The 21,735-nt window shown below is 67.1% G+C and carries 21 protein-coding genes and 1 riboswitch; of the genes, 9 read left to right on the forward strand and 12 right to left on the reverse strand.

Annotated features, from left to right (window positions below; all coding sequences use genetic code 11):
• Nucleotides 1–37 precede the first annotated feature (37 nt).
• Together N8I71_RS19345 and N8I71_RS19350 are read right to left on the reverse strand one after the other, a co-directional pair.
• Nucleotides 38–1,600 carry a 2-isopropylmalate synthase gene (locus N8I71_RS19345; protein ID WP_262879680.1) on the reverse strand — a complete coding sequence of 521 codons (1,563 nt, stop codon included), beginning with the start codon at nt 1,598–1,600 and terminating at the stop codon, nt 38–40.
• A gap of 239 nt (nt 1,601–1,839) precedes the next feature.
• Nucleotides 1,840–2,634, reverse strand: coding sequence for a glutathione S-transferase family protein (locus N8I71_RS19350; RefSeq protein WP_262879681.1), 795 nt, complete (start codon nt 2,632–2,634; stop codon nt 1,840–1,842).
• 80 nt (nt 2,635–2,714) lie between these two features.
• On the opposite strand from N8I71_RS19350, the gene N8I71_RS19355 reads away from it, so the two are divergent.
• From N8I71_RS19355 to wrbA, 4 genes are all read left to right on the forward strand, one after another.
• Complete coding sequence (locus N8I71_RS19355) at nt 2,715–3,380, forward strand: SDR family NAD(P)-dependent oxidoreductase (protein ID WP_262879682.1); 666 nt, start codon at nt 2,715–2,717, stop codon at nt 3,378–3,380.
• A 7-nt stretch (nt 3,381–3,387) separates the two neighbouring features.
• Nucleotides 3,388–4,917, forward strand: coding sequence for a cryptochrome/photolyase family protein (locus N8I71_RS19360; RefSeq protein ID WP_262879683.1), 1,530 nt, complete (start codon nt 3,388–3,390; stop codon nt 4,915–4,917).
• Between the two features lie 98 nt (nt 4,918–5,015).
• Nucleotides 5,016–5,567, forward strand: coding sequence for a 2OG-Fe(II) oxygenase (locus N8I71_RS19365; RefSeq protein WP_262879684.1), 552 nt, complete (start codon nt 5,016–5,018; stop codon nt 5,565–5,567).
• A gap of 107 nt (nt 5,568–5,674) precedes the next feature.
• On the forward strand, nt 5,675–6,265 hold the full coding sequence (wrbA, locus tag N8I71_RS19370) for an NAD(P)H:quinone oxidoreductase (RefSeq protein ID WP_262879685.1): 591 nt from the start codon (nt 5,675–5,677) through the stop codon (nt 6,263–6,265).
• A 270-nt stretch (nt 6,266–6,535) separates the two neighbouring features.
• Here wrbA and N8I71_RS19375 read toward each other — a convergent pair whose 3' ends face one another.
• Both N8I71_RS19375 and N8I71_RS19380 read right to left on the reverse strand, forming a co-directional pair.
• Nucleotides 6,536–7,672, reverse strand: coding sequence for a sensor histidine kinase (locus N8I71_RS19375; RefSeq protein ID WP_262879686.1), 1,137 nt, complete (start codon nt 7,670–7,672; stop codon nt 6,536–6,538).
• 109 nt (nt 7,673–7,781) lie between these two features.
• Entirely contained in the window at nt 7,782–8,198 is a 417-nt protein-coding gene (locus N8I71_RS19380) for a metallopeptidase family protein (RefSeq protein ID WP_262879687.1), read from the reverse strand.
• A 72-nt stretch (nt 8,199–8,270) separates the two neighbouring features.
• Between N8I71_RS19380 and gltX the strand changes: the two genes are divergently transcribed.
• Nucleotides 8,271–9,593, forward strand: a complete 1,323-nt coding sequence (gltX, locus tag N8I71_RS19385) for a glutamate--tRNA ligase (RefSeq protein WP_262879688.1) — start codon at nt 8,271–8,273, stop codon at nt 9,591–9,593.
• A gap of 42 nt (nt 9,594–9,635) precedes the next feature.
• Here gltX and N8I71_RS19390 read toward each other — a convergent pair whose 3' ends face one another.
• Both N8I71_RS19390 and N8I71_RS19395 read right to left on the reverse strand, forming a co-directional pair.
• The gene (locus tag N8I71_RS19390; protein ID WP_262879689.1) at nt 9,636–10,970 is read right to left on the reverse strand and encodes a methyl-accepting chemotaxis protein; all 1,335 of its coding nucleotides are present in this window, start codon (nt 10,968–10,970) and stop codon (nt 9,636–9,638) included.
• 91 nt (nt 10,971–11,061) lie between these two features.
• Nucleotides 11,062–11,637: a gamma-glutamylcyclotransferase family protein gene (locus N8I71_RS19395; protein WP_262879690.1), complete on the reverse strand. Its 576-nt coding sequence runs from the start codon at nt 11,635–11,637 to the stop codon at nt 11,062–11,064.
• Nucleotides 11,638–11,712: 75 nt separating this feature from the next.
• A riboswitch (glycine riboswitch) is annotated at nt 11,713–11,814 on the forward strand.
• A 155-nt stretch (nt 11,815–11,969) separates the two neighbouring features.
• Here N8I71_RS19395 and gcvT point away from each other — a divergent pair.
• From gcvT to gcvP, 3 genes are all read left to right on the forward strand, one after another.
• On the forward strand, nt 11,970–13,091 hold the full coding sequence (gene gcvT, locus N8I71_RS19400) for a glycine cleavage system aminomethyltransferase GcvT (protein ID WP_262879691.1): 1,122 nt from the start codon (nt 11,970–11,972) through the stop codon (nt 13,089–13,091).
• Nucleotides 13,092–13,123: 32 nt separating this feature from the next.
• Nucleotides 13,124–13,486, forward strand: coding sequence for a glycine cleavage system protein GcvH (gene gcvH, locus N8I71_RS19405; protein ID WP_262879692.1), 363 nt, complete (start codon nt 13,124–13,126; stop codon nt 13,484–13,486).
• Nucleotides 13,487–13,645: 159 nt separating this feature from the next.
• The gene (gene gcvP, locus N8I71_RS19410; protein ID WP_262879693.1) at nt 13,646–16,483 is read left to right on the forward strand and encodes an aminomethyl-transferring glycine dehydrogenase; all 2,838 of its coding nucleotides are present in this window, start codon (nt 13,646–13,648) and stop codon (nt 16,481–16,483) included.
• 22 nt (nt 16,484–16,505) lie between these two features.
• On the opposite strand, the gene N8I71_RS19415 is transcribed toward gcvP, so the two are convergent.
• Nucleotides 16,506–17,060, reverse strand: a complete 555-nt coding sequence (locus N8I71_RS19415; RefSeq protein ID WP_262879694.1) for a DUF4329 domain-containing protein — start codon at nt 17,058–17,060, stop codon at nt 16,506–16,508.
• 253 nt (nt 17,061–17,313) lie between these two features.
• Here N8I71_RS19415 and N8I71_RS19420 point away from each other — a divergent pair, with 253 nt between their 5' ends.
• Nucleotides 17,314–17,472, forward strand: coding sequence for a hypothetical protein (locus tag N8I71_RS19420; RefSeq protein WP_262879695.1), 159 nt, complete (start codon nt 17,314–17,316; stop codon nt 17,470–17,472).
• Nucleotides 17,473–17,647: 175 nt separating this feature from the next.
• On the opposite strand, the gene N8I71_RS19425 is transcribed toward N8I71_RS19420, so the two are convergent.
• The 5 genes from N8I71_RS19425 to ettA form a co-directional block, all read right to left on the reverse strand.
• Nucleotides 17,648–17,887, reverse strand: a complete 240-nt coding sequence (locus N8I71_RS19425; protein ID WP_262879696.1) for a hypothetical protein — start codon at nt 17,885–17,887, stop codon at nt 17,648–17,650.
• Nucleotides 17,888–18,123: 236 nt separating this feature from the next.
• Nucleotides 18,124–18,618 (reverse strand): histidine phosphatase family protein, encoded by a 495-nt coding sequence (locus N8I71_RS19430; RefSeq protein ID WP_262879697.1) that lies wholly within the window; start codon nt 18,616–18,618, stop codon nt 18,124–18,126.
• A gap of 49 nt (nt 18,619–18,667) precedes the next feature.
• Nucleotides 18,668–19,105 (reverse strand): thioredoxin TrxC, encoded by a 438-nt coding sequence (gene trxC, locus N8I71_RS19435; RefSeq protein ID WP_262879699.1) that lies wholly within the window; start codon nt 19,103–19,105, stop codon nt 18,668–18,670.
• 126 nt (nt 19,106–19,231) lie between these two features.
• On the reverse strand, nt 19,232–19,438 hold the full coding sequence (locus N8I71_RS19440) for a cold-shock protein (RefSeq protein WP_262879700.1): 207 nt from the start codon (nt 19,436–19,438) through the stop codon (nt 19,232–19,234).
• Nucleotides 19,439–19,703: 265 nt separating this feature from the next.
• A complete protein-coding gene (gene ettA / locus N8I71_RS19445; protein WP_262879701.1) occupies nt 19,704–21,359 on the reverse strand; it encodes an energy-dependent translational throttle protein EttA in 1,656 nt (551 codons plus the stop codon).
• Nucleotides 21,360–21,735: the final 376 nt, after the last annotated feature.

Below are 21,735 nucleotides of genomic sequence, written 5' to 3' on the forward strand. Positions count from 1 at the left end.
GCGGCCATCGCGACAAGGACGATGGCCGCGCCGCGCATCAGCTGACGTCCTTGTAGGAGACCTCGCGCCGGTCCGAGCCGAGCTTCTCCTTCCGCACGATCAGGCGGTTGAGTGCGTTGACGTAGGCCTTCACGCTGGCCACGACCGTGTCGGTGTCCGCCGACTGTCCCGTGGCGATGCGCCCGTCCTCCTCGATCCGGACCATCACGGTCGCCTGCGCATCCATTCCCTCCGTCACGGCGCTCACCTGGTAGAGCTGCAGGACGGCGTCGTTGGGGTAGAGCGCCTTGACCGCGTTGAAGGCGGCGTCCACCGGCCCGTCGCCCTGTGCCGTCGCCTGCCGGTCCTTGTCGCCCACGCGAAGCGTGATGTCGGCCGATTGCGGCGCCTCGGTGCCGCAGATCACGCGCAGGAACTTCAGCTCCAGGTGATCCTCGGTCCCGGCGGCGGCGGCATCGGTCACCAGCGCGATCAGGTCGTCGTCGAAGACCTCTTTCTTGCGGTCGGCCAGTGCCTTGAACCGCACGAAAAGGTCGTTGAGCTGATTGTCGACCATGTCGAAGCCGAGGTCCTTCAGCTTCGCCCGAAGCGCCGCACGCCCCGAATGCTTGCCGAGGGGCAGGGAGGTGCCGGCAAGGCCCACATCCTCGGGGCGCATGATCTCGAACGTATCGGCCGATTTCAGCATCCCGTCCTGGTGGATGCCGCTTTCGTGCGCGAAGGCGTTCTTGCCGACGATGGCCTTGTTCGGCTGAACCGCGAAGCCCGAGACGGTCGAGACGCGCCGCGAGATGTGCATGATCTTCGTCGTGTCGACGCCCGTGGTGTAGGGCATGATGTCGTGGCGGACCTTCATGGCCATCACGACCTCTTCCAGTGCCGTGTTGCCCGCGCGTTCGCCCAGCCCGTTGATCGTGCATTCGATCTGGCGCGCGCCGCCCGCAACGGCGGCCAGCGCGTTCGCCGTCGCCATGCCGAGGTCGTTGTGGCAGTGCGTGGCGAAGACCACGTCCTCGCCGCCCTCGCATTCCGAGATCAGCCGCCGGATCAGCTCGGCGCTTTCGACGGGCGCCGTGTAGCCCACGGTATCGGGAATGTTGATCGTCGTCGCGCCCGCGCGGATGGCGATTTCGACGACGCGCTTGAGATAGTCCCACTCGGTCCGCGTCGCGTCCATCGGCGACCATTGCACGTTGTCGCAGAGGTTGCGCGCGTGGGTGACCGTTTCGTGGATCCGCTCGGCCATCTCGTCCATGGTCAGGTTCGGGATGGCGCGATGCTGCGGGCTCGTGCCGATGAACGTGTGGATGCGCGGCGACCGCGCGTTCCGCACCGCTTCCCAGCAGCGGTCGATATCCTTGAGGTTGGCGCGCGCGAGGCCGCAGATCGTGGCGTCCTTCGCAAGTTTCGCGATTTCCGAGACGGCGGCGAAATCGCCTTCCGATGCGATGGGAAAGCCCGCCTCGATGATGTCGACGCCCATGTCGTCGAGGAGCGCGGCAATCTCCAGCTTTTCCTCGTGACTCATGGTGGCGCCGGGCGATTGTTCGCCGTCGCGGAGGGTTGTGTCGAAGATCAACACGCGGTTTTCGGTGGTCATGGTGGTGTTTCCTTAGCGTCTGGTGTCGTGTCGCCGGCGCTGATCCTCCCCTGAGCGGTCGCGCCGAGTGGCACGCTCAGAGGCGGCTAAGGAGCAGAAGGCCAAGCAGGAGCGGCCGCGCACTCGGCGCGGGCAGCGGGGCGATATGAACCTGCATGGTCATGGGGCCGAGACAATACCCATCGGGCCGGGGTTGAAAAGCCCCAATCGGGTCAGTGCGGCTGACCCGTCTGGGACGCTCAGACCAACCCCAACTCTTCGTCCGAGGCGATCCGGTCGTACTTGTCCTTCGGTGGCATCGGACGCGCGCGCCAGTCCGGATCGAATGCGAAACTGGACCGGGAACGCCCCGGTCCGAGGGCCCCGTTCCCGAGACCCGCGGCGTAGTCGTAGTAGAGTTTCACGATTTCCTCATAGCTGACCTGCTGCGCCGCCGGGTGGGCGATGCAGGCGTCGCGCCAGCGCCTGACGCGTGCGAAGGCGGGATCGACGGGGAGGTCGAAGCCCTCGTAGTAGTCGAGGAACCAGAACCGCATGAACATCGGTGTGTAGACGAGGTCGGCCAGACCGTACCGTTCGAACAGGAACGTCCCATCCGGGTTGTGGTGGCGCAGAAAGTCGTCGAGCCAGGCATAATGGCCGAGCAGCGCCTCCCGTTTTTCCCCGATCCTTTCGCGGTCGCGGTTCATGACCATCAGGTAGCCCGCCATGGTGAAATCGCCGGCGCGGTCGATCAGCAGCCGTTCCACTCCGCGCTCGTAGGCATCGGAGCGGGCGATCTGCAGTTCCCGATAGGCCTCTTCCACGTAGCGCAGGATGACGAGACTTTCCTTCAGCACCCGTCCACCGCCAAGGTCCATGATCGGCAGTGCAGTTGTCCCGCGCGACAGCTCGAGGATATGCGGATCGCGCGGTTTGGTGATGTCGACCACGCGGAACTCCACCGCGCCGCGCAGGCCCTTCAGTTCCAGCAGGATTTCGACCCGCTGCGAGAAGGGACAGACGGGGATGTGGTAAATGATGGGCTTTGACATCCGGTCCTCCTCTGGCTGTCTCAGACTGCGACGCGGGGTCCGGATTGACCAGAGCCACTCGCGCCTTAGCTGCCCGCGGCATGATGGAAGCATTGGTCATCGGCGCCTCGGGCGGCATCGGACGGGCGGTCGTGGACGAGATGCGTGCCCGCGGCGGAAACGTCACGACCCTGTCGCGATCGGACGACGGCCTGGACGTGACCGACCCGGCCTCGGTCGCGCTGGCCTTGGGCGCGCTGGAGGGCCCGTTCCAGGCCGTTTTCGTGTCGATCGGCATCCTCGCACCGGAAGGAAGCGGCCCGGAAAAGCAACTGTCGGCAATCGATGGCGCGGCGATGGCGCGGGTCTTCGCGGTCAACACCATCGGCGTCGCGCTCATCCTGTCGCACCTCCCGCGCCTCCTGCCCAAGAAGGGCCGCTCGGTTACCGGTGTCCTGTCCGCGCGCGTGGGTTCCATCGGCGACAACCGGATCGGCGGCTGGCATTCCTACCGCGCCTCCAAGGCCGCGCTGAACCAGATCGTGCATGGCGCGGCGATCGAGCTTGGCCGGTCGCATCGCGAGGCGGTCATCGCCGCGCTTCACCCCGGCACGGTCGCCACGCAATTCACCGAGGGCTACGATCCGGCCCACGGCAAGAGCACGCCGGAGGAGGCCGCGCGCAACCTTCTCGACGTGATGGAGTGTCTGACGCAGGCGCAGTCTGGCGGCTTTTTCGACTACGCCGGCCGCGAGATCCCGTGGTGAGCCGCCCATGACGAAACGCCTCGTCCTGATCCTCGGGGATCAGCTGTCCACGGACATCGTGGCACTCCGCGAGGCCGACCGCGCCCGCGATATTGTCGTCATGGCCGAGGTGATGGACGAAGCCTCCTACGTCCCCCACCATCCCAAGAAGATCGCTTTCCTCTTCGCCGCCATGCGCAAGTTCGCGGCGGGCCTGGAGGCCGATGGCTGGCGCGTGCGCTACACGCGCCTCGACGACCCCGAGAACGCGGGTTCCATCTCCGGCGAGCTTCTGCGACGGGCCGAGGAGGCCGGCGCGACCGAGGTCCTTGCCACCGAACCGGGCGAATTCCGTCTGATCGCCGCGCTGGAGGATTGCCCGCTTCCCGTCCACCAGTTCCCCGATGACCGGTTCCTCTGTTCCCATGCCGATTTCGACGCCTGGGCCGAGGGGCGCAAGGAACTGAGGATGGAGTGGTTCTACCGCGAGATGCGGCGGAAGATCGGGCTTCTGATGGATGGCGACAAGCCCGAGGGCGGCAAGTGGAACTACGACCACGAGAACCGCAAGCCCGCGCCGGACGACATCGGCTTCGGCGGGCCGATGCACTTCGACCCGGACGAGACGGTGGAGGAGGTGCTGTCGCTTGTCGAGGCGCGGTTCGGCGGGAACTTCGGCACGCTCCGCCCTTTCTGGTTCGCGACCGACCGGGGGCAGGCGCGCCGGGCGCTGGGGCATTTCATCGCGAACGCGCTCCCGCGCTTCGGCGATTACCAGGACGCGATGCTGGACGGAAACCGGTTCCTCTACCACTCCGTCATATCGATGTACCTCAACGCCGGGCTTCTGGGATGGCGCGAGATCTGCGACGCCGCCGAGGCCGCCTACAGATCGGGGGACGCGCCGCTGAATGCCGTCGAGGGCTTCATCCGCCAGATCATCGGCTGGCGCGAATTCATGCGGGGGATCTACTTCCGCGAGGGGCCCGGCTACGTCCGGCGCAATGTGCTCGACCACCAGCGCAAGCTGCCGGACTTCTACTGGACGGCCGACACCGACATGCGCTGCATTGCGCGGACGGTGGAGCAGACGCGGGACGAGGCCTATGCCCACCACATCCAGCGGCTGATGGTGACCGGCAATTTTGCGCTCTTGGCGGGCATCGATCCGCACGAGGTCCACGAATGGTATCTCGCGGTCTACGCCGATGCCTACGAATGGGTCGAGGCGCCGAACGTCATCGGCATGAGCCAGTTCGCCGATGGCGGAATCGTGGGTTCGAAGCCCTATGTTTCCGGGGGCGTCTATATCCACAAGATGTCCGATTATTGTAAGAAATGTAGCTATGATGTTGGGGAAAAGTCTGGGGATAAGGCGTGTCCGTTCAATTATCTCTACTGGGCCTTCCTGCATCGGAACCGCGACCGGTTCGGAAAGAACCCGCGCATGGCCCAGATGTACCGAACCTGGGCGCGGATGTCGGAGGAGAAGCGGAGCGGCGCGCTGGACAGCGCAGAACGCTTTCTCGAACGGCTCGCGGAGGGCAAGCGCGTCTGACCCATCTTGACCGGGGCATGCGCCGGCGCCATCTCGCGTGAATGCGACGCGGCCGGAATTGATCCACGGTCCGCGCGTTCCCTCTGGAGAGACCGCGAATGATCGCCGTTCACACCGTGCGCGATGCGTTGACAGGTGCCGAATGCACCCGGCTTCTGGACGCTCTGGCCGATGCTCCGGCCCGTGACGCGGGGCTCGTGCGGCAGGCCCGCGACCACAACCTGCGCCGCGCGGACCTGGTTTGGCTGGACGAGGTCGAGGGGACGGGTTGGGTCATGGACCGGATGATCGCCCTTGTCAGGGAGGCGAACCGCGAGGTCTTCGATTTCGACATCACCGAGTTCGCCGAAAGCCCGCAGGTCGCCCGCTACGGCGCCGAGCGCGAGGGGCATTTCGGCTGGCATTCCGACATCGGCGAGGGACGGCTCGCGGAACGCAGGAAGCTGACGATCGTCGTGCAATTGTCCGAACCCGACGAATACGATGGCGGCACGCTCGAGGTCATGCCCGGGGCCGGCGCGCTTTCGGCGGAAAGGGCGCGCGGCGCCGCGACCCTGTTTCCTTCCTTCGTCCTGCACCGGGTGGTGCCGGTCACGCGCGGACAGCGCCATTCCCTCACCGTCTGGTGCCACGGCACGCCGTTCCGCTGACGTGTGAAACGGCGCACAGCGGACATGCGGCGCTGCGGAATTGAGCGCTGCGCCGCAGCGGAGCACCTGATGGCGCGGAAATCAATCCGTGAACAGGGAGCTACCCGATGTCCGACGTCAAACTCGCCGTCATCTACTATTCGACCTATGGCACCAACCATCGCATGGCCGAGATCGCCGCCGAGGCCGCCCGCGAGGCCGGTGCCGAAGTCCGTCTTCTCCGCGTGCCGGAAACTGCGCCCGCCGAAGTCGTTGCGGGCCAGGACGCCTGGAAGGCGCAGGCCGAGAAAACCGCCGATCTCCCCGAGGTGACCAATGCCGACATGGAATGGGCCAATGGCTATCTCATCTCGGCCCCCACCCGTTACGGCGTCGTGGCCAGCCAGATGCGCGCCTTCATCGACACGCTTGGCGGCCTCTGGTTCGAGGGCAAGCTCGCCAACAAGACCTTCAGCGCCATGACGTCGGCGCAGAACGTGCATGGCGGGCAGGAAACGACGCTCGTCTCGCTCTACACGACGGCGATGCACTGGGGGGCCGTGATCGTCGCACCGGGCTACACCGACCCCTCGCTCTTCGAGGCCGGCGGCAACCCCTACGGCGTGTCCACCCAAGCCGGCGAGGTTACCGACAAGGTCGCCGCCGCCATCCGCCACCAGGCCCGGCGTCAGGTGGAACTGACCGCGAAGATCGCCTGACGGGCTTTGCCCCGCATGTCTGCGCCGGGGACGCTTCCCGGCGCAGACGACGGGCTGGACGCGTTCGACCGCTGTGGAGATCGCCCGGACGATGCCCTGCGAACCCTTCTGCGTATGTGTTGCCTCAAATGCAGATGTCCGCGATGTCCTCGCGCGGCATGGCGAGCAGAGGCCCGGCAAGGGTTGCCATTCCATGAACCACCGTTCGAGCAAAAGGGCCGTCGCCCGCGCAGGGCTGATCGACGCCGGGCTGGACCCGCTCGGCCAAAGCTACCTGGATGCAGCCACCCCGGGCATGTCCCCTTCCGCGCCGAGCAGTCGACCGGGAAGCTCCAGCCGGAAGACCGCCCCCGGCAGGTCGGTCTGCCATCCAGCCGCCCCGATCCGGAGGCTGCCGCCCCTTGCGCGGGTCAGCTGGACGATCGAGGCGAGCCCGAAACCGTGCGCACCGTCGCGTTCGCGCGCCGAGCGGATCAGCCGCGACAGATCGAAGTCCGCGGGCAGGCCGGGGCCATCGTCGGCGACGTGAAGCACGAGGATGCCCCGCGAGGCGTCTGCCCCGAGATGGACCTCGATCCGCCCCTTGCAGAACCCAGCGGCGTTGGAGATCAGGTTGCGCAGAACCAGCTGCAGCACGGCGGGGTCGCAGACCACCCGGCCCCGTGGCATGGCGATGTCCAGCCGCCCCTCGGGGTCGATGAGACCGGCCACGTCGGCGCAGAGACGCCCGATGTCGACATCCTGCTCGAACCCTTGAGCGGCATGCAGAATGCGGGCGCGTTCCAGTGTCGTCGCGATCTGGTTCATCGCCTCGACCACCGTGTCGCGGCACAGGTGCAGAAGCTCGGCCTTGCCGTTGCCTAGGTCGCTGAAGTCGTCGACGACGAGGTCCAGCAGGCTTGCGACCGTGGCCAGCGGCGCGCGTGCGTCATGTGCCGCCATCGTCGCGAAGACACGAAACTCCTCGAACCGGACCGACAGGTCGGTGAGGGCGCGCGCCGTTTCGAATGCCGCGGCCTGGTCGTCGCTGGCCGGCATGGTGATGGCCAGCACGAGCACGTCACCGTCGTCTTCGATTCGGGTGAGGACCGTGCGAGACCACTGCGCCTGGCCATCGCGTTCGGTCCGCTCGTCGACCATGACGGGAAGTCGCGAGGTCGCGCTTGCGTTCACCGCGCGCAGGATCCGCCCGCGTGGTCCGTCCAGCCATGTCGGATCTCCGTCCGCGCGACAGGTCCTTTCCCAGAGCCTTGCGGCCTGCGGCCCGAGCGCGCCGTTGCCGTGCAGGAACTCGGGCATGCCGCCGGGATCGGGGCGAAGAAGGCACATCGGCAGGGGAACGGAATCGAGAAACGCGGCCAGAGGCGGTGCGACCGGCTTGCGGATCGTTGCGACCTGGGCGCTCATGCGAAGGCTCTCCCGTATACCGATACGGCGCACCAGAGTGGGCCGGGTCTCCGGCGAGAAGATGGCGTCAAATACTTAAGGTGCGGTTACCGCAAGCGGTGGCGGGACATCATTCCCACCAGGGGTCGATCTGGGCGATGTCGTCGTCGCTCCAGCCGAAGTGATGCGCCAGTTCGTGGACAAGGACATGGGTCACGAGTTCGCCCAGGCTGACGTTGCCCCGGTCCGCCCATTCGTCGAGCATCGGGCGGCGGAATAGCCAGATCGTGTCGGGTTGTCCGGGCTGGTCGGTCACCGACTTCTCGGTCATCGGGGTGCCGTCATAGAGACCGGTCAATTCGAACGGGTCCTCGACCCCCATTTCCAGCAGGAGGCGGCGGGGCGCGAAATCCTCGACCCGGATCACGAGGTCACGGGCGGCCTTCTGGTAGGGCTGCGGCAGCATGGCGAGCGCGCCATCGGCCAGTGCCTCGAACTCGCCGAGGCCCGGCGCGGTCCAGTCAGTGCAATCGGCGCGTCGCTCCATGTCCCCCTTATGGACTTTGACCCGCGTCTGTGAAAGAGGACGCGTCGCATCTGCCGTCCGGGAGCATCACCCATGACCGTCACCCGTTTCGCGCCGTCCCCCACGGGTTTCCTGCATGTCGGCAACCTGCGCACGGCGCTGTTCAACCACCTGATCGCGCGGAAGGCCGGTGGCACCTTCATCCTGCGGCTCGACGACACCGATCCGGAGCGGTCGAAGGACGAATACGCCGATGCGATCCAGGAGGACCTGGAATGGCTCGGCCTGACCTGGGACCGGATCGAACGGCAGTCCCTCAGGCTCGACCGTTATGCCGAGGCGGCCGATCGTCTGCGCGACATGGGCCGCTTCTACGAGGCGTTCGAGACGCCGACCGAGCTTGACCTCAAGCGCAAGAAGCAGCTGAACATGGGGCTTCCGCCTGTTTATGACCGTGCCGCGCTGGCGCTGTCGGAGGAGGAAACGGCGCGCCTCAGGGCCGAGCGCGGGCCGGGTGTCTGGCGCTTCAAGCTCGACCAGGAGCGGATCGAGTGGGAAGACGGCATCCTTGGCGCGCTGTCGATCGACGCGGGCAGCGTCTCGGACCCGGTCCTGATCCGCGCGGACGGACAGGTGCTCTATACGCTCGCCTCGGTCGTGGACGACGTGGACATGGGCATCACCCATGTGGTGCGCGGCTCCGACCACGTGACGAACACCGCGACGCAGATCCAGATCATGGCCGCGCTGGGCCACGGGCACCCTGCCTTCGCGCATCATTCGCTTCTGACCGGGCCGCAGGGCGAGGCGCTATCGAAGCGGCTTGGCACGCTCAGCCTGCGCGATCTGCGCGCGGCGGGCGTGGAGCCCATGGCGCTTCTCAGCCACATGGCGCGGATCGGTTCGTCCCAGCCGGTGGAGATCGCCGGATCGCTCGACGAGATCGCGGACGGGTTCGACCTGTCTCATTTCGGCTCGGCGCCGACGAAGTTCGACGAGGCCGATCTCTGGCCGCTTACGGCACGTGTCCTGCACGAGACCTCGTTCGAGGAGGTTGCGGGCGAGATCGCGGCCCTCGGCGTGCCCGATGCACTGGCCCGTGACTTCTGGGAGGTCGCGCGCGCCAATATCGGGACGCGGGCCGACATTCCGGGGTGGTGGGCCCTGTTCCGCGACGGGGCGGCGCCTGTCGTTGCGCCGGAGGACCGGGACTTCGTGGCAGGGGCCTTCGCTATGCTTCCGGACCCACCCTATGATGGGGAGACCTGGGGCAACTGGACGACCGCGGTGAAGGAAGCGACCGGTCGCAAGGGCAAGGCGCTGTTCATGCCGCTGCGCAAGGCGGTGACCGGGCTTGAGAAGGGTCCCGAGATGGCGGATGTCATGCGGCTTCTGCAGAAGAAGCCGACGCTCTGAAGACATGCCGCCCTGCGGAGGGCGGCGAGCAGGCCCTGGCGCTCATTGTGCGGCGAACCGTCCGGTCGGCGTTTCGTCTGCGAACTGGCCAAGCATCGATCTCATCTCGGCGCCCACGCGGGCCAACTGAGCCACCTGTCCCTCCGTTTCCGCGGTGCGGCTCATCGCGTCATGGTGTGCCTTCTCGAGACGCTGCGTCAGACGCGCCAGCGTCTGGTCCGAACTGCGCAAGGTCTCGGCCTCCGTCCGGGTCAGATCCCCGATCGAGGCCATGCTGCCGGACACCTCCGCGAGGCCGGCAAGGACATCGGCGAGCTTGCGGTGCCCTTCGTCGACGCGTGAGATCAGCCCCGCGGAATGGTCGTTGATTTTCTGGATCCGGTTGGCGATCTCGCGCGAGGCATCGGCCGCGCGCTGCGCCAGCGTCCGGATTTCCGCGGCGACGACGGAGAAGCCTGCGCCCGCGGTGCCGGCGCGGGCGGCCTCGATTCCCGCGTTGAGGGCCAGCAGGTTCGTCTGGAAGGACACGTCCTCGATCAGGCGGTTCACCGAAATCATCGCGCGCGCCTCGTCGCCCATCTCGCGGGCGGCGCCGAGGGCGCTATCGACCATGGTGGCCGCAGAGCCGACATCGTCGACGCCACGGCCGAAGACCGAGCCTGCGTCCTGGACACGGCCGACCGCGGCGCCGAGCGACAGCGCGGCATGCCCCACCTGCTCGCGCGTCCGGCGGCATTCGTCGGCCTTTGCGCCGGTCTCTTCGATGGCAAGCCGTCCCTCGCCGACGGCCCGCGCCAGCGTCTCCTCCAGAATGTCGATGGTCGCCAGCGTTCGCTTCGTCGCCCCTTCAAGGGCGACCATCGCACCGTTGAAGGCGGGTTCCACGTGTTCGAGACCGGACCCCTGGCCAAGGTCCAGCCGGACGTCGAGGCGACCGCGGTCCAGTTCGGTCAGCGCGGCGGCGATCCTGTCCACGGCGATCTTGCGCGCCGTGATGTCCGTGCAGAGCTTCATGATCCGCTGCACGGTTCCGTCATTGTTCAGCACAGGTGCGTAAGTTGCGAAGATCCAGAGCCGCCTGCCATCCTTCGTCACACGCGGAAATTCCCCGGAGAAGCTTTCGCCGGCGGCGAGACGGCGCCAGAAATCCGTGTATTCCCCGCTGCGGGCATAGTCCGCGTCGCAGAAGATCCGATGGTGCCGTCCCTTGATCTCGTCGAGGGTGAAACCTGTGGCTGCGAGAAAATTCGCGTTGGCCCAGTTGATGGTTCCATCGGGCTGGAACTCGATCCGGGCCTGGGTGCGGTCGATCATCTCGATCATCGGCCAGTAGTCGGAAACGCTCTGGTCGTTGCGGACCTTCCATCGTCCTGTCATCGGCCTCCCCCTTCGCCGGGTCCATGTTCGTCCGGATGGATAGGCCCTTCGCGTTACCGAAGGGTTTATGGCGCGGCTGGAGAGGCCTTGTTCAGAGCCGCGTGATCCGCCGCGCGCCGCGCAGGGTCAGTTCCGCGTCGACGAAGTCCCGCTCCTCGGGTGAGATGGCCGTCGCGCGGGTGTAAACGGGCGTTGCCCTGTCGTCGAACACCGGCGCCTCCCATCCCCCGGTGGTCTCGAAGAAACGGCGCGCGCCGGCTTCGCCGAATTCGCGGAGGTAGCCCTGGATCACCGTGTCGAGGTAGCTGAGCAGGATCGGATGCTCCTCGGACCCGTCCGTGTCGTGTTCGGGCTTGGTCCGGTAGATCTGCACGTCGAGCGCGTGGGGGGCGTGCTCGTGGTCGATTTCCAGCACGGGCAGGCGGTGATAGGCGTATTCCCTCGCGTCGAGCGCGACCCAGTCGGCGTCCGGAACGGCGGCGATCAGCCCCTCGATCTCGATGCCGGGCGCCTCGACCGCGGTGAGGAACGCGACCTTGCGCAGTCGCGTTCGTTTCCATGTCCGGGCCCAGCCCCGGACACGCGCGCGGGCGACATGCGGGAAGGCATGGGTGTCGCGGTTCACGAGGCTGCCGTAACCGAAAAAGAAGGGATCGCGCGTCGGCATGGGCGCAGACTTGTCGCATGCGCCAACGGCCTGCAAGCCCTCTTGCGGGGGCGTACGCATTCGCTATTGTGACGCTGCCCGCATGGGGGAGACGCTGGACGGACCGGATCGGGACGGACAGGGCCGAAGGAGCAACCGCCCCGGTAAACTCTCAGGCAAACGGACCTCGGTGGGCGAAGGACTCTGGAGAGAGATGCGGCGCGGTCCGCATCCGCCGAAGGGATAACGATCTCAGGCGAAAGGACAGAGGGGGCATCGGAGAGGGCGCGTTTGCGCGTCACAGCGATGCCGGGCCAATCCTCGATCGATCGGGGCCCGGGGAACGGGGAAAGATGGCCGACACCGCGCCTGCGACGGAAAACCTGAAGACACTGCCGCTCCGCGCGCTTCACGAGGAACTTGGCGCGCAATTCGTGCCGTTCGCCGGCTGGGAGATGCCGGTGCGCTATGGTCCCGGCGTGATGGCCGAGCACTTGTGGTGCCGGGAGAAGGCCGCGCTGTTCGACGTGTCGCACATGGGGCAGGTGATGCTGCCCGCAGATGAGGGCGCGGCGCTCGAGGCGCTGGTGCCGATGGATATCGTCGGCCTGTCGGAGGGGCGGCAGCGTTATGCGTTTTTCACGAACGACGCCGGCGGCCTGCACGACGACCTGATGATCGCGCGGCATGGCGACGGGCTGCACCTCGTCGTGAACGCCGCCTGCGCGGAGGCGGATATCGCGCACCTGAAGGCCCATCTGCCGGCGGTCGATGTGCTGGAGGGGCTCGCGCTTCTGGCGGTTCAGGGACCGATGGCGGAGGCGGCGCTGTCGTGCCTTCTGCCGGAGGTCACCGGGATGCGCTTCATGGATGCGCGGCGGATGGACTGGGAGGGCGCGGCGCTCCGCGTGACGCGCTCGGGCTATACCGGTGAGGACGGTTTCGAGATCTCAATGCCCGCCGGGGTGGCCGAGCCTTTCGCCCGGGCGCTGCTGGCCGACGACCGGGTGGCGCCAGTGGGCCTCGGCGCGCGCGACTCGCTCCGGCTGGAGGCGGGATTGCCGCTTTACGGACAGGACCTCGGGCCGACGATCTCGCCGGTCGAGGCGGGCCTGGCCTGGGCGATCCAGAAGGTTCGCCGGACGGGTGGGGAACGTGCGGGCGGGTTCCCGGGCGCGGACGTGATCCTGCGCCAGCTCGCTGATGGCGCCTCGCGCCGCCGTGCCGGACTTTTGCCGGAGGGCCGCGCGCCCATGCGGGCGGGAACGCCGCTCTTCGAGGCCGCCGAGGGCGGGGCGCAGGTGGGCCACGTGACCTCGGGCGGGTTCGGGCCGACGCTCGGCGCCCCCGTGGCGATCGCGCTGCTTGACGCGGGCGTGCCTTCCGATGCCACGATTTTCGGGGAGGTTCGGGGCAGGCGCCTCGCCGCGCGCCAGGCGCCGCTGCCCTTCGTGCCACCCGGCTACAAACGTTGAGACAACCCTGGCCAAGACCGAGAGAGGGACAGATGAAGTTCACCGAAGACCATGAATGGCTCCGCCCCGAGGGTGACGTGATCGTCGTGGGCATCACCGAATACGCCGCGACGCAGCTGGGCGACGTGGTCTATGTCGAGTTGCCGGAGATCGAGACGCAGGTCGCCAAGGGCGACGAGATCGTCGTGATCGAAAGCGTCAAGGCGGCCTCGGACATCGTCGCGCCGATCGACGGCGAGATCGTCGAGGTGAACGAAGCGCTGACCGAGAACCCCGCGCTGGTGAACGAGGACCCGATGGGCGACGCCTGGTTCTTCAAGATCAAGGTCGAGGACGAGAGCGCGCTCGACGATTTCATGACCGAGGACGAGTACAAGGACCATATCGGGGAATAGGTCCGGCCGCCTGCGGCGGCGATTCTTCGAGATAGGGGGCGCTGCCCCCGACGCCTGCGGCGTCTCCCCCGGAGTTTTCGGCCAGGATGAAGGCCGGAACCGGAGGCGCGCCGCGGGCGGGATTTCGGCCACCAGACCCGAGGCCATTTGGAGCGGAAGATGCCCTGGACGACGACCGACTACGACCCGACCGATTTCGCCAACCGCCGCCACATCGGCCCCTCGCCCGCCGAGATGGCCGAGATGCTGGAAGTCGTGGGCGTGCAGGAGCTTGACCAGCTGATCGAACAGACGGTGCCCGCCGCGATCCGGCAGGCCGCGCCGCTCGACTGGGCACCGATGTCGGAAGCGGAGCTTCTCGACCACATGCGGGAGATCGCAGGCCGCAACAAGCCGATGGTCCAGATGATCGGGCAGGGTTACTACGGCACCCACACGCCGCCCGCGATCCAGCGCAACGTGCTGGAAAACCCGGCCTGGTACACCGCCTACACGCCCTACCAGCCCGAGATCGCGCAGGGGCGGCTCGAGGCGCTTCTGAACTTCCAGACGATGGTCGCGGACCTCACGGGGCTGGAGATCGCGAACGCCTCGCTGCTCGACGAGGCCACCGCCTGCGCGGAAGCCATGGTGATGGCCGAGCGCGTGGCGAAGTCGAAGGCGCGCGGCTTCTTCGTCGATCAGAACTGCCATCCGCAGAACATCGCGGTGATGCGCACGCGGGCCGAGCCCCTGGGGATCGAGGTGATCGTCGGCCCGCCCGAGGACCTCGACCCCGCGGCCGTGTTCGGAGCGATCTTCCAGTATCCCGGGACCTACGGGCACCTCGTGGATCCGTCGGAGGCGATCGCGGCGCTCCACGAGCACAAGGCCATCGGAATCGTCGCGACGGACCTGCTCGCGCTGACGCTGGTGAAGGAGCCGGGTGCGATGGGCGCGGACATCGCCGTGGGCTCGGCGCAGCGCTTCGGCGTGCCGCTGGGCTATGGCGGGCCGCACGCGGCCTTCCTCGCCTGCCACGACGCACACAAGCGCGCGATGCCGGGGCGGATCGTCGGCGTCTCGGTCGACAGCCACGGGCACAAGGCGTACCGCCTCTCGCTGCAGACCCGCGAGCAGCATATCCGGCGCGAGAAGGCGACCTCGAACGTCTGCACGGCGCAGGCGCTCCTGGCGGTGATGGCGAGCTTCTACGCGGTGTTCCACGGGCCGAAGGGCCTGCGCGCCATCGCCGAGCGGGTACACATCAAGGCCGCGCGGCTGGCGGCGGCGCTGAAGGCCAAGGGGTTCGCGCCGGAAGCGGACGCGTTCTTCGACACGATCACGGTGAAGGTGGGCGCGAAACAGTCGCGGATCATGGCCGCCGCGGTGGCCCGCGGCATCAACCTGCGCGACGTGGGGTCGGTCCGAATCGGGATTTCCGTCGACGAGACCACGACCGAGGCACATCTCGACGCGGTGGCGGAGGCCTTCGGGCTTGGCAAGTTGCCCGCATCGGTCGCGCCCGCGATCCCCGATCCGCTTCTGCGGACGAGCGACTATCTCACCCATCCAATCTTCCACATGAACCGCGCCGAGAGCGAGATGATGCGCTACATGCGCCGTCTTTCGGACCGGGACCTCGCGCTCGATCGGGCGATGATCCCGCTGGGCTCCTGCACGATGAAGCTGAACGCGGCGGTCGAGATGATGCCGGTCACCTGGCCCGAGTTCAACGGCATCCACCCCTTCGCGCCCGCCGACCAGGCCGAGGGTTATGCCGAGATGATCGCGGACCTGTCGGACAAGCTCTGCGAGATCACCGGCTATGACGCGATGTCGATGCAGCCGAATTCGGGCGCGCAGGGGGAATACGCGGGTCTTCTGACGATTGCCGCCTATCACAAGGCGCGCGGCGAGGATCGCCGGCGCGTCTGCCTGATCCCGGTCTCGGCCCATGGCACGAACCCGGCCTCGGCGCAGATGGCGGGCATGGACGTGGTCGTGGTGAAGGCGGCCGAGAACGGCGACATCGACCTGGACGATTTCCGTGCCAAGGCGGAGGCGGCGGGTGACCGGCTGGCGGCCTGCATGATCACCTATCCCTCGACCCATGGCGTTTTCGAGGAGACGGTGCGCGAGGTCTGCGAGATCACCCATGCCCATGGCGGGCAGGTCTATCTCGACGGCGCGAACCTGAACGCGATGGTGGGCCTGTCGAAGCCGGGCGAGATCGGCGCGGACGTGAGCCACCTGAACCTGCACAAGACCTTCTGCATTCCCCATGGCGGAGGCGGGCCGGGCATGGGGCCGATCGGGGTCAAGGCGCATCTCGCGCCGCACCTTCCGGGGCATCCCGAGACGGGGGGCGCCGAGGGTCCGGTGTCGGGCGCGCCCTACGGCTCGGCCTCGATCCTGCCGATCTCCTACGCCTATGTGCGGCTCATGGGCGGCGCGGGCCTGACGCAGGCGACGAAGGTGGCGATCCTGAACGCCAACTACATCGCGGCACGGCTGAAGGGCGCCTATGACGTCCTTTTCACCGGCGGTCGGGGGCGTGTCGCGCACGAATGCATCCTCGACACGCGGCCTTTCGCGGAGGCGGGCGTCACCGTCGACGATATCGCCAAGCGGCTGATGGATCACGGCTTCCATGCGCCGACGATGAGCTGGCCGGTCGCGGGCACCCTGATGGTGGAGCCGACGGAAAGCGAGACGAAGGCCGAGCTCGACCGCTTCGTCACCGCCATGCTGGCGATCCGCGACGAGATCGCGGCGGTCGAAAGCGGCTCCATCGCGGTGGAGGAGAGCCCGCTTCGCCTTGCGCCGCATACGATGGAGGACCTCGTGCGCGACTGGGACCGCGTCTACACCCGCGAGGCCGGGTGCTTCCCGCCGGGGGCCTTCCGGGTCGACAAGTACTGGCCACCGGTCAACCGGGTCGACAACGTCTACGGCGACCGCCACCTCGTCTGCACCTGTCCGCCGGTCGAGGAATACCTCGACGCGGCCGAGTAGGCGCCTCTTCGGGCGGTCCTGCCTAGCGCGACCGCCCGAACCGCGCGTAGAGGCCGTCGAGGGAAAAGCCCTCGGGGACAGGCCCATGTTCCTCGGGCACGAAGCCCGGGTCCACCGGAAGGCAGCCGCGTCCGCAGACCTGGCGCAGGCTTCCGGTCGCGCCCTCGACGAACCAGAGGCGTCCGCCCGGCGTCGCCACCCAGCCGTTGACGCCCATGGACATGTCGCCCTCCACGTCCTGGATCGAGGGAACCTCGCCGTCGTAGCCGCGGGCCCAGGCGGCATGGGTGTGCCACGACGAGACCGGGATGACCCCGTGGCCGAGCGGCAATGACGCGCAACTCGCCGACCCGCCCCAGGAAACCTTGGTCGAGGAATAGCGCCCCTCCGCGTCGCGCAGGATGAAGCCGCAGACCTCCCGGTCGAAACGTACCGAGAGCTGGTTCATCCCTTCCATCAAGGCCATCACGAAGGCGGTTTCCTCGGCGCTCTGGCCCTTTGCGGCCGTCGGCAGGACGGCGGTGGGCGCGGCGAAGGCGATACTGGCGGACAGGGCAAGAAGCGCGCGTCTGATCATCGTGGTCTCTCGGCAAGGCAGGTGCGGCCGGCGCGCCGCTTTGGTCCAGCATAGCCGCGAAACGGCGCGTGGCCAGTGGCGGGATGGGCATTCGGCGTGGCCGATGCCGGTGGCGCCATCCGCCTGCCGCATCGGCGGGAGATCGCGTCTTGTGCCGAGATCGCCGATGTACGCTGGACGCGTCGGGCCGGTGCGCTATCTTGGATTTGGCGCGAGCCACATGGCACGAACCAAAAGACGGAGAAGACCAGACATGTCGCGGATGGATTATATCGAGCCCGAAATCGCCGTCGCTCAGACCGAGGAAGATGCCGACATCGCGCTGTGGAACAAGATGGGCCGCGCGGCGATGTTCTTCTGCATCTGGAGCGCGATGGCGATTCCCGTGCTGCTCGTCATCGCCGTTCGCTGAACGCGGACCGGCCCGCGCGGGGCGGTGCTGACCGCTCCGCCCCTCGTCGTGATCACCTGCTCCTGGGTCGTTGGCGCAGTGACTCGAATTCAGTTCGGGTCATTGCGTCAGACGCGATGCGGCGACGGGTTTCGGGTGAATGGGAGCGAGGCGGTGCGCACACCGGCCGGGCAGGTCAACCGCGGTCTACGACCTTGACCTTCATGGCGACGTGCGCCGGTTCGTGGGGCATGGCGTTCGACCGAGCAAAGACCGACGCGAGGATCGAGGACAGCATACCTGCGCTGAGGACCGCCCAACCCGTGCCGACATAGATCAACACGGCTCCCACGAAGGTAGCACCGCCCAGTATCCAGGCGCCAAGTGCCACTGGAAGCGCGATGAAGCCCGCAAGGAAGACCAGTCCTATTGCCACGCAGTCCCTCCTCAAGGGTTCGGCATGAACCCACGGATACGTTCGTAGGGTAAAAATGTGGTAAATTTTGGGCGCGCATACAAAGTTGTTTCCAAAACGCGAACAATGGCGGATTTCCGCCGAAAAATGAGGAGTTTGGCGGCCATCGGGGGCCGATGAAGGCCGTCAGGCCCGGTTACAGCCCTGTCCAGCGGTTCGCGCTCCGCCCGAATCGTGACGCGCCGTGCGCCCTCGGCTCAGGCGCCGAAGCGCCGTCTGTCGACCTGGGGCGGACGGCCGGCGGACACGAAGAACAGCTCTCCGTAGACGACGGGTGCTTCTCCCGGCGCGTCGAGCGCGGTCCAGATGTCGGCGAGATTGTCCCGGTTGCCGACCCAGACGACGGTACGCCCCGCGCCGAGCCGCGCAAGTTCGGACGCCGGGTTTTCGGCAGCGATGACCGAGACGGGCAGCCCGCGTGCACGCGCAAGCGGAGCCGCCGTTTCGAGGTTGCGGGGAATGTCGCGGGTGTAGATCGCGTCGACCGGCACACCTTCGAGCGCGGCGACCAGCGCCTGCGCCCGGTTATGCCCCTGCCGCGACAGGGCCTCGTCGTCGCGCTCGGCATGGCGCAGGACGATCAGCGTCGTTCCGGGCGAAAGCGAGACACCACCCCGGACGGTCGTCGGGTCTGCCAGCTGGCAGGCCGCCACGCTCGCGGTTCCGCAAAGAAGGAATGAACGCCTGAACATGTCCCAACGCTAGGCGACAGCCCGCGCGTCTGTCCAGTCGGCGCTTTCGTCAGGCCGCGGCCATGTGACTCCGCACGAAGGCCTCGATCTCGGCCGCGGGCCGGGCACCGGTGAGGCGCGCGACCTCCTGCCCGCCCCGGAACAGGATCAGGAGCGGGATGCCCCGGATGCCGTATCGCTGCGAGGCGTCGCCATGGATCTGCGTGTTCACCTTCGCGAACCGGGCGTTCGGCGCAAGCGCGCGGGCGGCCTTCTCGAACTCGGGCGCCATCATCCGGCAGGGCCCGCACCAGGGTGCCCAGAAGTCGACGAGCAGGGGCAGGGTGTCCTTTGTCTCGGCCTTCCTGAGGGTCGCGGTGTCGATGTCGTGGACGCGCGGCTCGGCCAGCTTCGCGCCGCAGGTTCCACATTTTGGATGGGCCGACAGGCGCTCGGCCGGCACCCGGTTGACGGAGCCGCAGGACAGGCAGGTGAGGTGATGGGACATGGTCGGACCTCTGATCAAGTTGTCATAGTCAACTTAATGCCGCTTTGCCCGCATTCCAAGCGACCGGACATGAAAAAGGGGCGCTGCCCCGGTGGGCGCGCCCCTGATCCTGTCGGTGCCGCGGCCTTACTGGGGCTGCAGGTTTACCGCGCTCTGGCGGCCGTCGCGGCCGGATTCCAGATCGTAGCTGATCTTCTGGTTGTCGGCGAGGCCGGTGAGGCCCGAACGCTCGACGGCGCTGATGTGGACGAACACGTCCTTGCCGCCATCATCGGGTGCGATGAAGCCGAAGCCTTTGGTGCTGTTGAACCATTTCACGGTGCCGGTGGCCATCGTGATGTCTCCTGTCTTTGTCCGCCCGCGGAAGTGCGGCGGGGTGGCGTCAGTTCTAGGCAGATCGAGGCTGACGTCCGGGTAGAGGAGACAGGGTATCGAGTGCGGTAACGGTCGCGGGGGTGATATGGGGCAAAAGGGGATTCGTTGCAAGGGGGACGGAAATGCCGCGAACTCCGCAAAGGGGTCGTCCGCAACGGCAAGGGCGGCCGAAGCCGCCCTTGGAGCAAGCGATCTCACACCGGTCAGAGGCCGGCGCGGGACCTCACCTCGCGAACTTCTTGTACTTCACCCGTTTCGGCTCCAGGGCGTCGGGCCCGAGCCGCCGCTTCTTGTCTTCCTCGTAATCCTCGAAGTTGCCCTCGAACCATTCGACATGCGCCTCGCCCTCGAAGGCGAGGATATGGGTGCAGAGCCGGTCGAGGAAGAAGCGGTCGTGGCTGATGATCACCGCGCAGCCCGCGAAATCCTCGAGCGCGTCCTCGAGCGCGCGCAGCGTCTCCACGTCGAGGTCGTTCGTCGGCTCGTCGAGGAGGAGCACGTTGCCCCCCGATTTCAGCAGCTTAGCCATGTGGACGCGGTTGCGTTCGCCGCCGGACAGGAGGCCGACCTTCTTCTGCTGGTCGCCGCCCTTGAAGTTGAACGCCCCGCAATAGGCGCGGGAGTTCATGGAGGCGTCGCCAAGTTCGATGATCTCCGCGCCGCCCGAGATCTCCTCCCACACCGTCTTGTCGGGGTCGAGCGCGTCGCGGGACTGATCGACATAGGACAGCTTCACCGTGTCGCCGTATTCCAGCGTGCCGCCGTCCGGCTGCTCCTGCCCGGTCAGCATCCGGAAAAGCGTGGATTTGCCCGCGCCGTTCGGGCCGATCACGCCGACGATGCCGCCCGGCGGCAGCGAGAACGTCAGATCCTCGATCAGAAGCTTGTCGCCATAGCCCTTCTTCAGGCCGTCCACCTCGATCACCTTCGCGCCGAGGCGCGGGCCGTTGGGGATGATGATCTGGGCCTTGCCGACCTTCTCGCGCTCGGACTGGTTGACCATGTCGTTATACGCGTTGATCCGGGCCTTCTGCTTGGCCTGCCGCGCCTTGGCGCCGGCGCGGATCCATTCAAGTTCGCGCTGCAGCGTCTTCTGCTTGGACTTGTCCTCGCGCGCCTCCTGCTCCAGCCGCTTGGCCTTCTGCTCGAGCCAGCTGGAATAGTTCCCCTCGTAGGGAATGCCCCGCCCTCGGTCGAGCTCGAGGATCCAGCCGGTGATGTCGTCGAGGAAGTAGCGGTCGTGCGTGACGATCAGGCAGGTGCCCTTGTAGTCGATCAGGTGCTGCTGCAGCCAGGCGATGGTCTCTGCGTCGAGGTGGTTGGTCGGTTCGTCCAGCAGGAGCATGTCGGGCGCTTCGAGCAGCAGCTTGCACAGCGCGACGCGGCGTCGTTCGCCGCCCGAAAGGTTCTCGGGCATCGCGTCATCGGGCGGGCAGCGCAGCGCCTCGAGCGCGATGTCGATCTGGCTGTCGAGGTCCCAGAGGTTCTCGCTGTCGATCTGATCCTGGAGCGTGGCCATCTCGTCGGCCGTCTCGTCGGAGTAGTTCATCGCCAGTTCGTTGAACCGGTCGAGCTTCGCCTTCTTGCCCGCCACGCCAAGCATGACGTTCTCGCGCACGGTGAGACTTTCGTCAAGCTGGGGTTCCTGGGGCAGGTAGCCCACATGGGCGCCCTCGGCGGCCCAGGCCTCGCCCGAGAAATCCTTGTCCCAGCCCGCCATGATGCGCAGAAGCGTCGACTTGCCCGCGCCGTTCACGCCGACGACGCCGATCTTCACCCCGGGCAGGAAGCTGAGGCGGATGTTCTCGAAGCATTTCTTGCCGCCGGGATAGGTCTTGGAAACACCATCCATGTGGTAGACGTACTGGTAGCTGGCCATGCGTGCGTTCCTTCGTGAACCGTTGGGGGTCATCTAGCCTTCCGGCACGCGCTTCGCAATCGGCGGACCCGGGGCGGCGGCAACATCCCGATCCCGCACAACACGTCATTCCTTTCACGGTGCAACGGTTGAACGCGGCGCCGAGCGAGGCCCTGCGGAGCGGCCGGTTCCCCTCTGCCGGTCCCGGTGTGGCCGCGAAAGCGCGGGTCTCGGTCGGAATTGGCCCCTCCCGCCCGAGAGCGTTGCCCGCAACGGAGGTGGGCGGGTATCCCGCGCCCACACGGACGAGGAAGGTTCCATGAAAACGATTCGCGCGTATCGACTCGGGGCAAAGCCCCTTACCCGCTAAGCGGCGCGCGAAACCTGTCCGTTTCCC

The organism is Roseicyclus sediminis, assembly GCF_025515305.1.
Lineage (GTDB): Bacteria > Pseudomonadota > Alphaproteobacteria > Rhodobacterales > Rhodobacteraceae > Roseibacterium > Roseibacterium sediminis.

Excerpts from the sequence above, each read along its gene's own strand:
- N8I71_RS19350 (WP_262879681.1), bottom strand. The coding sequence starts at position 2,634 with ATGTCAAAGCCCATCATTTACCACATCCCCGTCTGTCCCTTCTCGCAG.
- gcvP (WP_262879693.1), top strand. The coding sequence starts at position 13,646 with ATGCCCTGGACGACGACCGACTACGACCCGACCGATTTCGCCAACCGC.
- wrbA (WP_262879685.1), top strand. The coding sequence starts at position 5,675 with ATGTCCGACGTCAAACTCGCCGTCATCTACTATTCGACCTATGGCACC.
- gcvH (WP_262879692.1), top strand. The coding sequence starts at position 13,124 with ATGAAGTTCACCGAAGACCATGAATGGCTCCGCCCCGAGGGTGACGTG.
- N8I71_RS19360 (WP_262879683.1), top strand. The coding sequence starts at position 3,388 with ATGACGAAACGCCTCGTCCTGATCCTCGGGGATCAGCTGTCCACGGAC.
- N8I71_RS19415 (WP_262879694.1), bottom strand. The coding sequence starts at position 17,060 with ATGATCAGACGCGCGCTTCTTGCCCTGTCCGCCAGTATCGCCTTCGCC.
- N8I71_RS19440 (WP_262879700.1), bottom strand. The coding sequence starts at position 19,438 with ATGGCCACCGGCACCGTGAAATGGTTCAACAGCACCAAAGGCTTCGGC.
- N8I71_RS19375 (WP_262879686.1), bottom strand. The coding sequence starts at position 7,672 with ATGAGCGCCCAGGTCGCAACGATCCGCAAGCCGGTCGCACCGCCTCTG.
- N8I71_RS19430 (WP_262879697.1), bottom strand. The coding sequence starts at position 18,618 with ATGTTCAGGCGTTCATTCCTTCTTTGCGGAACCGCGAGCGTGGCGGCC.
- N8I71_RS19345 (WP_262879680.1), bottom strand. The coding sequence starts at position 1,600 with ATGACCACCGAAAACCGCGTGTTGATCTTCGACACAACCCTCCGCGAC.
- ettA (WP_262879701.1), bottom strand. The coding sequence starts at position 21,359 with ATGGCCAGCTACCAGTACGTCTACCACATGGATGGTGTTTCCAAGACC.
- N8I71_RS19395 (WP_262879690.1), bottom strand. The coding sequence starts at position 11,637 with ATGCCGACGCGCGATCCCTTCTTTTTCGGTTACGGCAGCCTCGTGAAC.
- trxC (WP_262879699.1), bottom strand. The coding sequence starts at position 19,105 with ATGTCCCATCACCTCACCTGCCTGTCCTGCGGCTCCGTCAACCGGGTG.
- gcvT (WP_262879691.1), top strand. The coding sequence starts at position 11,970 with ATGGCCGACACCGCGCCTGCGACGGAAAACCTGAAGACACTGCCGCTC.
- N8I71_RS19380 (WP_262879687.1), bottom strand. The coding sequence starts at position 8,198 with ATGGAGCGACGCGCCGATTGCACTGACTGGACCGCGCCGGGCCTCGGC.
- N8I71_RS19420 (WP_262879695.1), top strand. The coding sequence starts at position 17,314 with ATGTCGCGGATGGATTATATCGAGCCCGAAATCGCCGTCGCTCAGACC.
- N8I71_RS19365 (WP_262879684.1), top strand. The coding sequence starts at position 5,016 with ATGATCGCCGTTCACACCGTGCGCGATGCGTTGACAGGTGCCGAATGC.
- N8I71_RS19390 (WP_262879689.1), bottom strand. The coding sequence starts at position 10,970 with ATGACAGGACGATGGAAGGTCCGCAACGACCAGAGCGTTTCCGACTAC.
- N8I71_RS19355 (WP_262879682.1), top strand. The coding sequence starts at position 2,715 with ATGATGGAAGCATTGGTCATCGGCGCCTCGGGCGGCATCGGACGGGCG.
- gltX (WP_262879688.1), top strand. The coding sequence starts at position 8,271 with ATGACCGTCACCCGTTTCGCGCCGTCCCCCACGGGTTTCCTGCATGTC.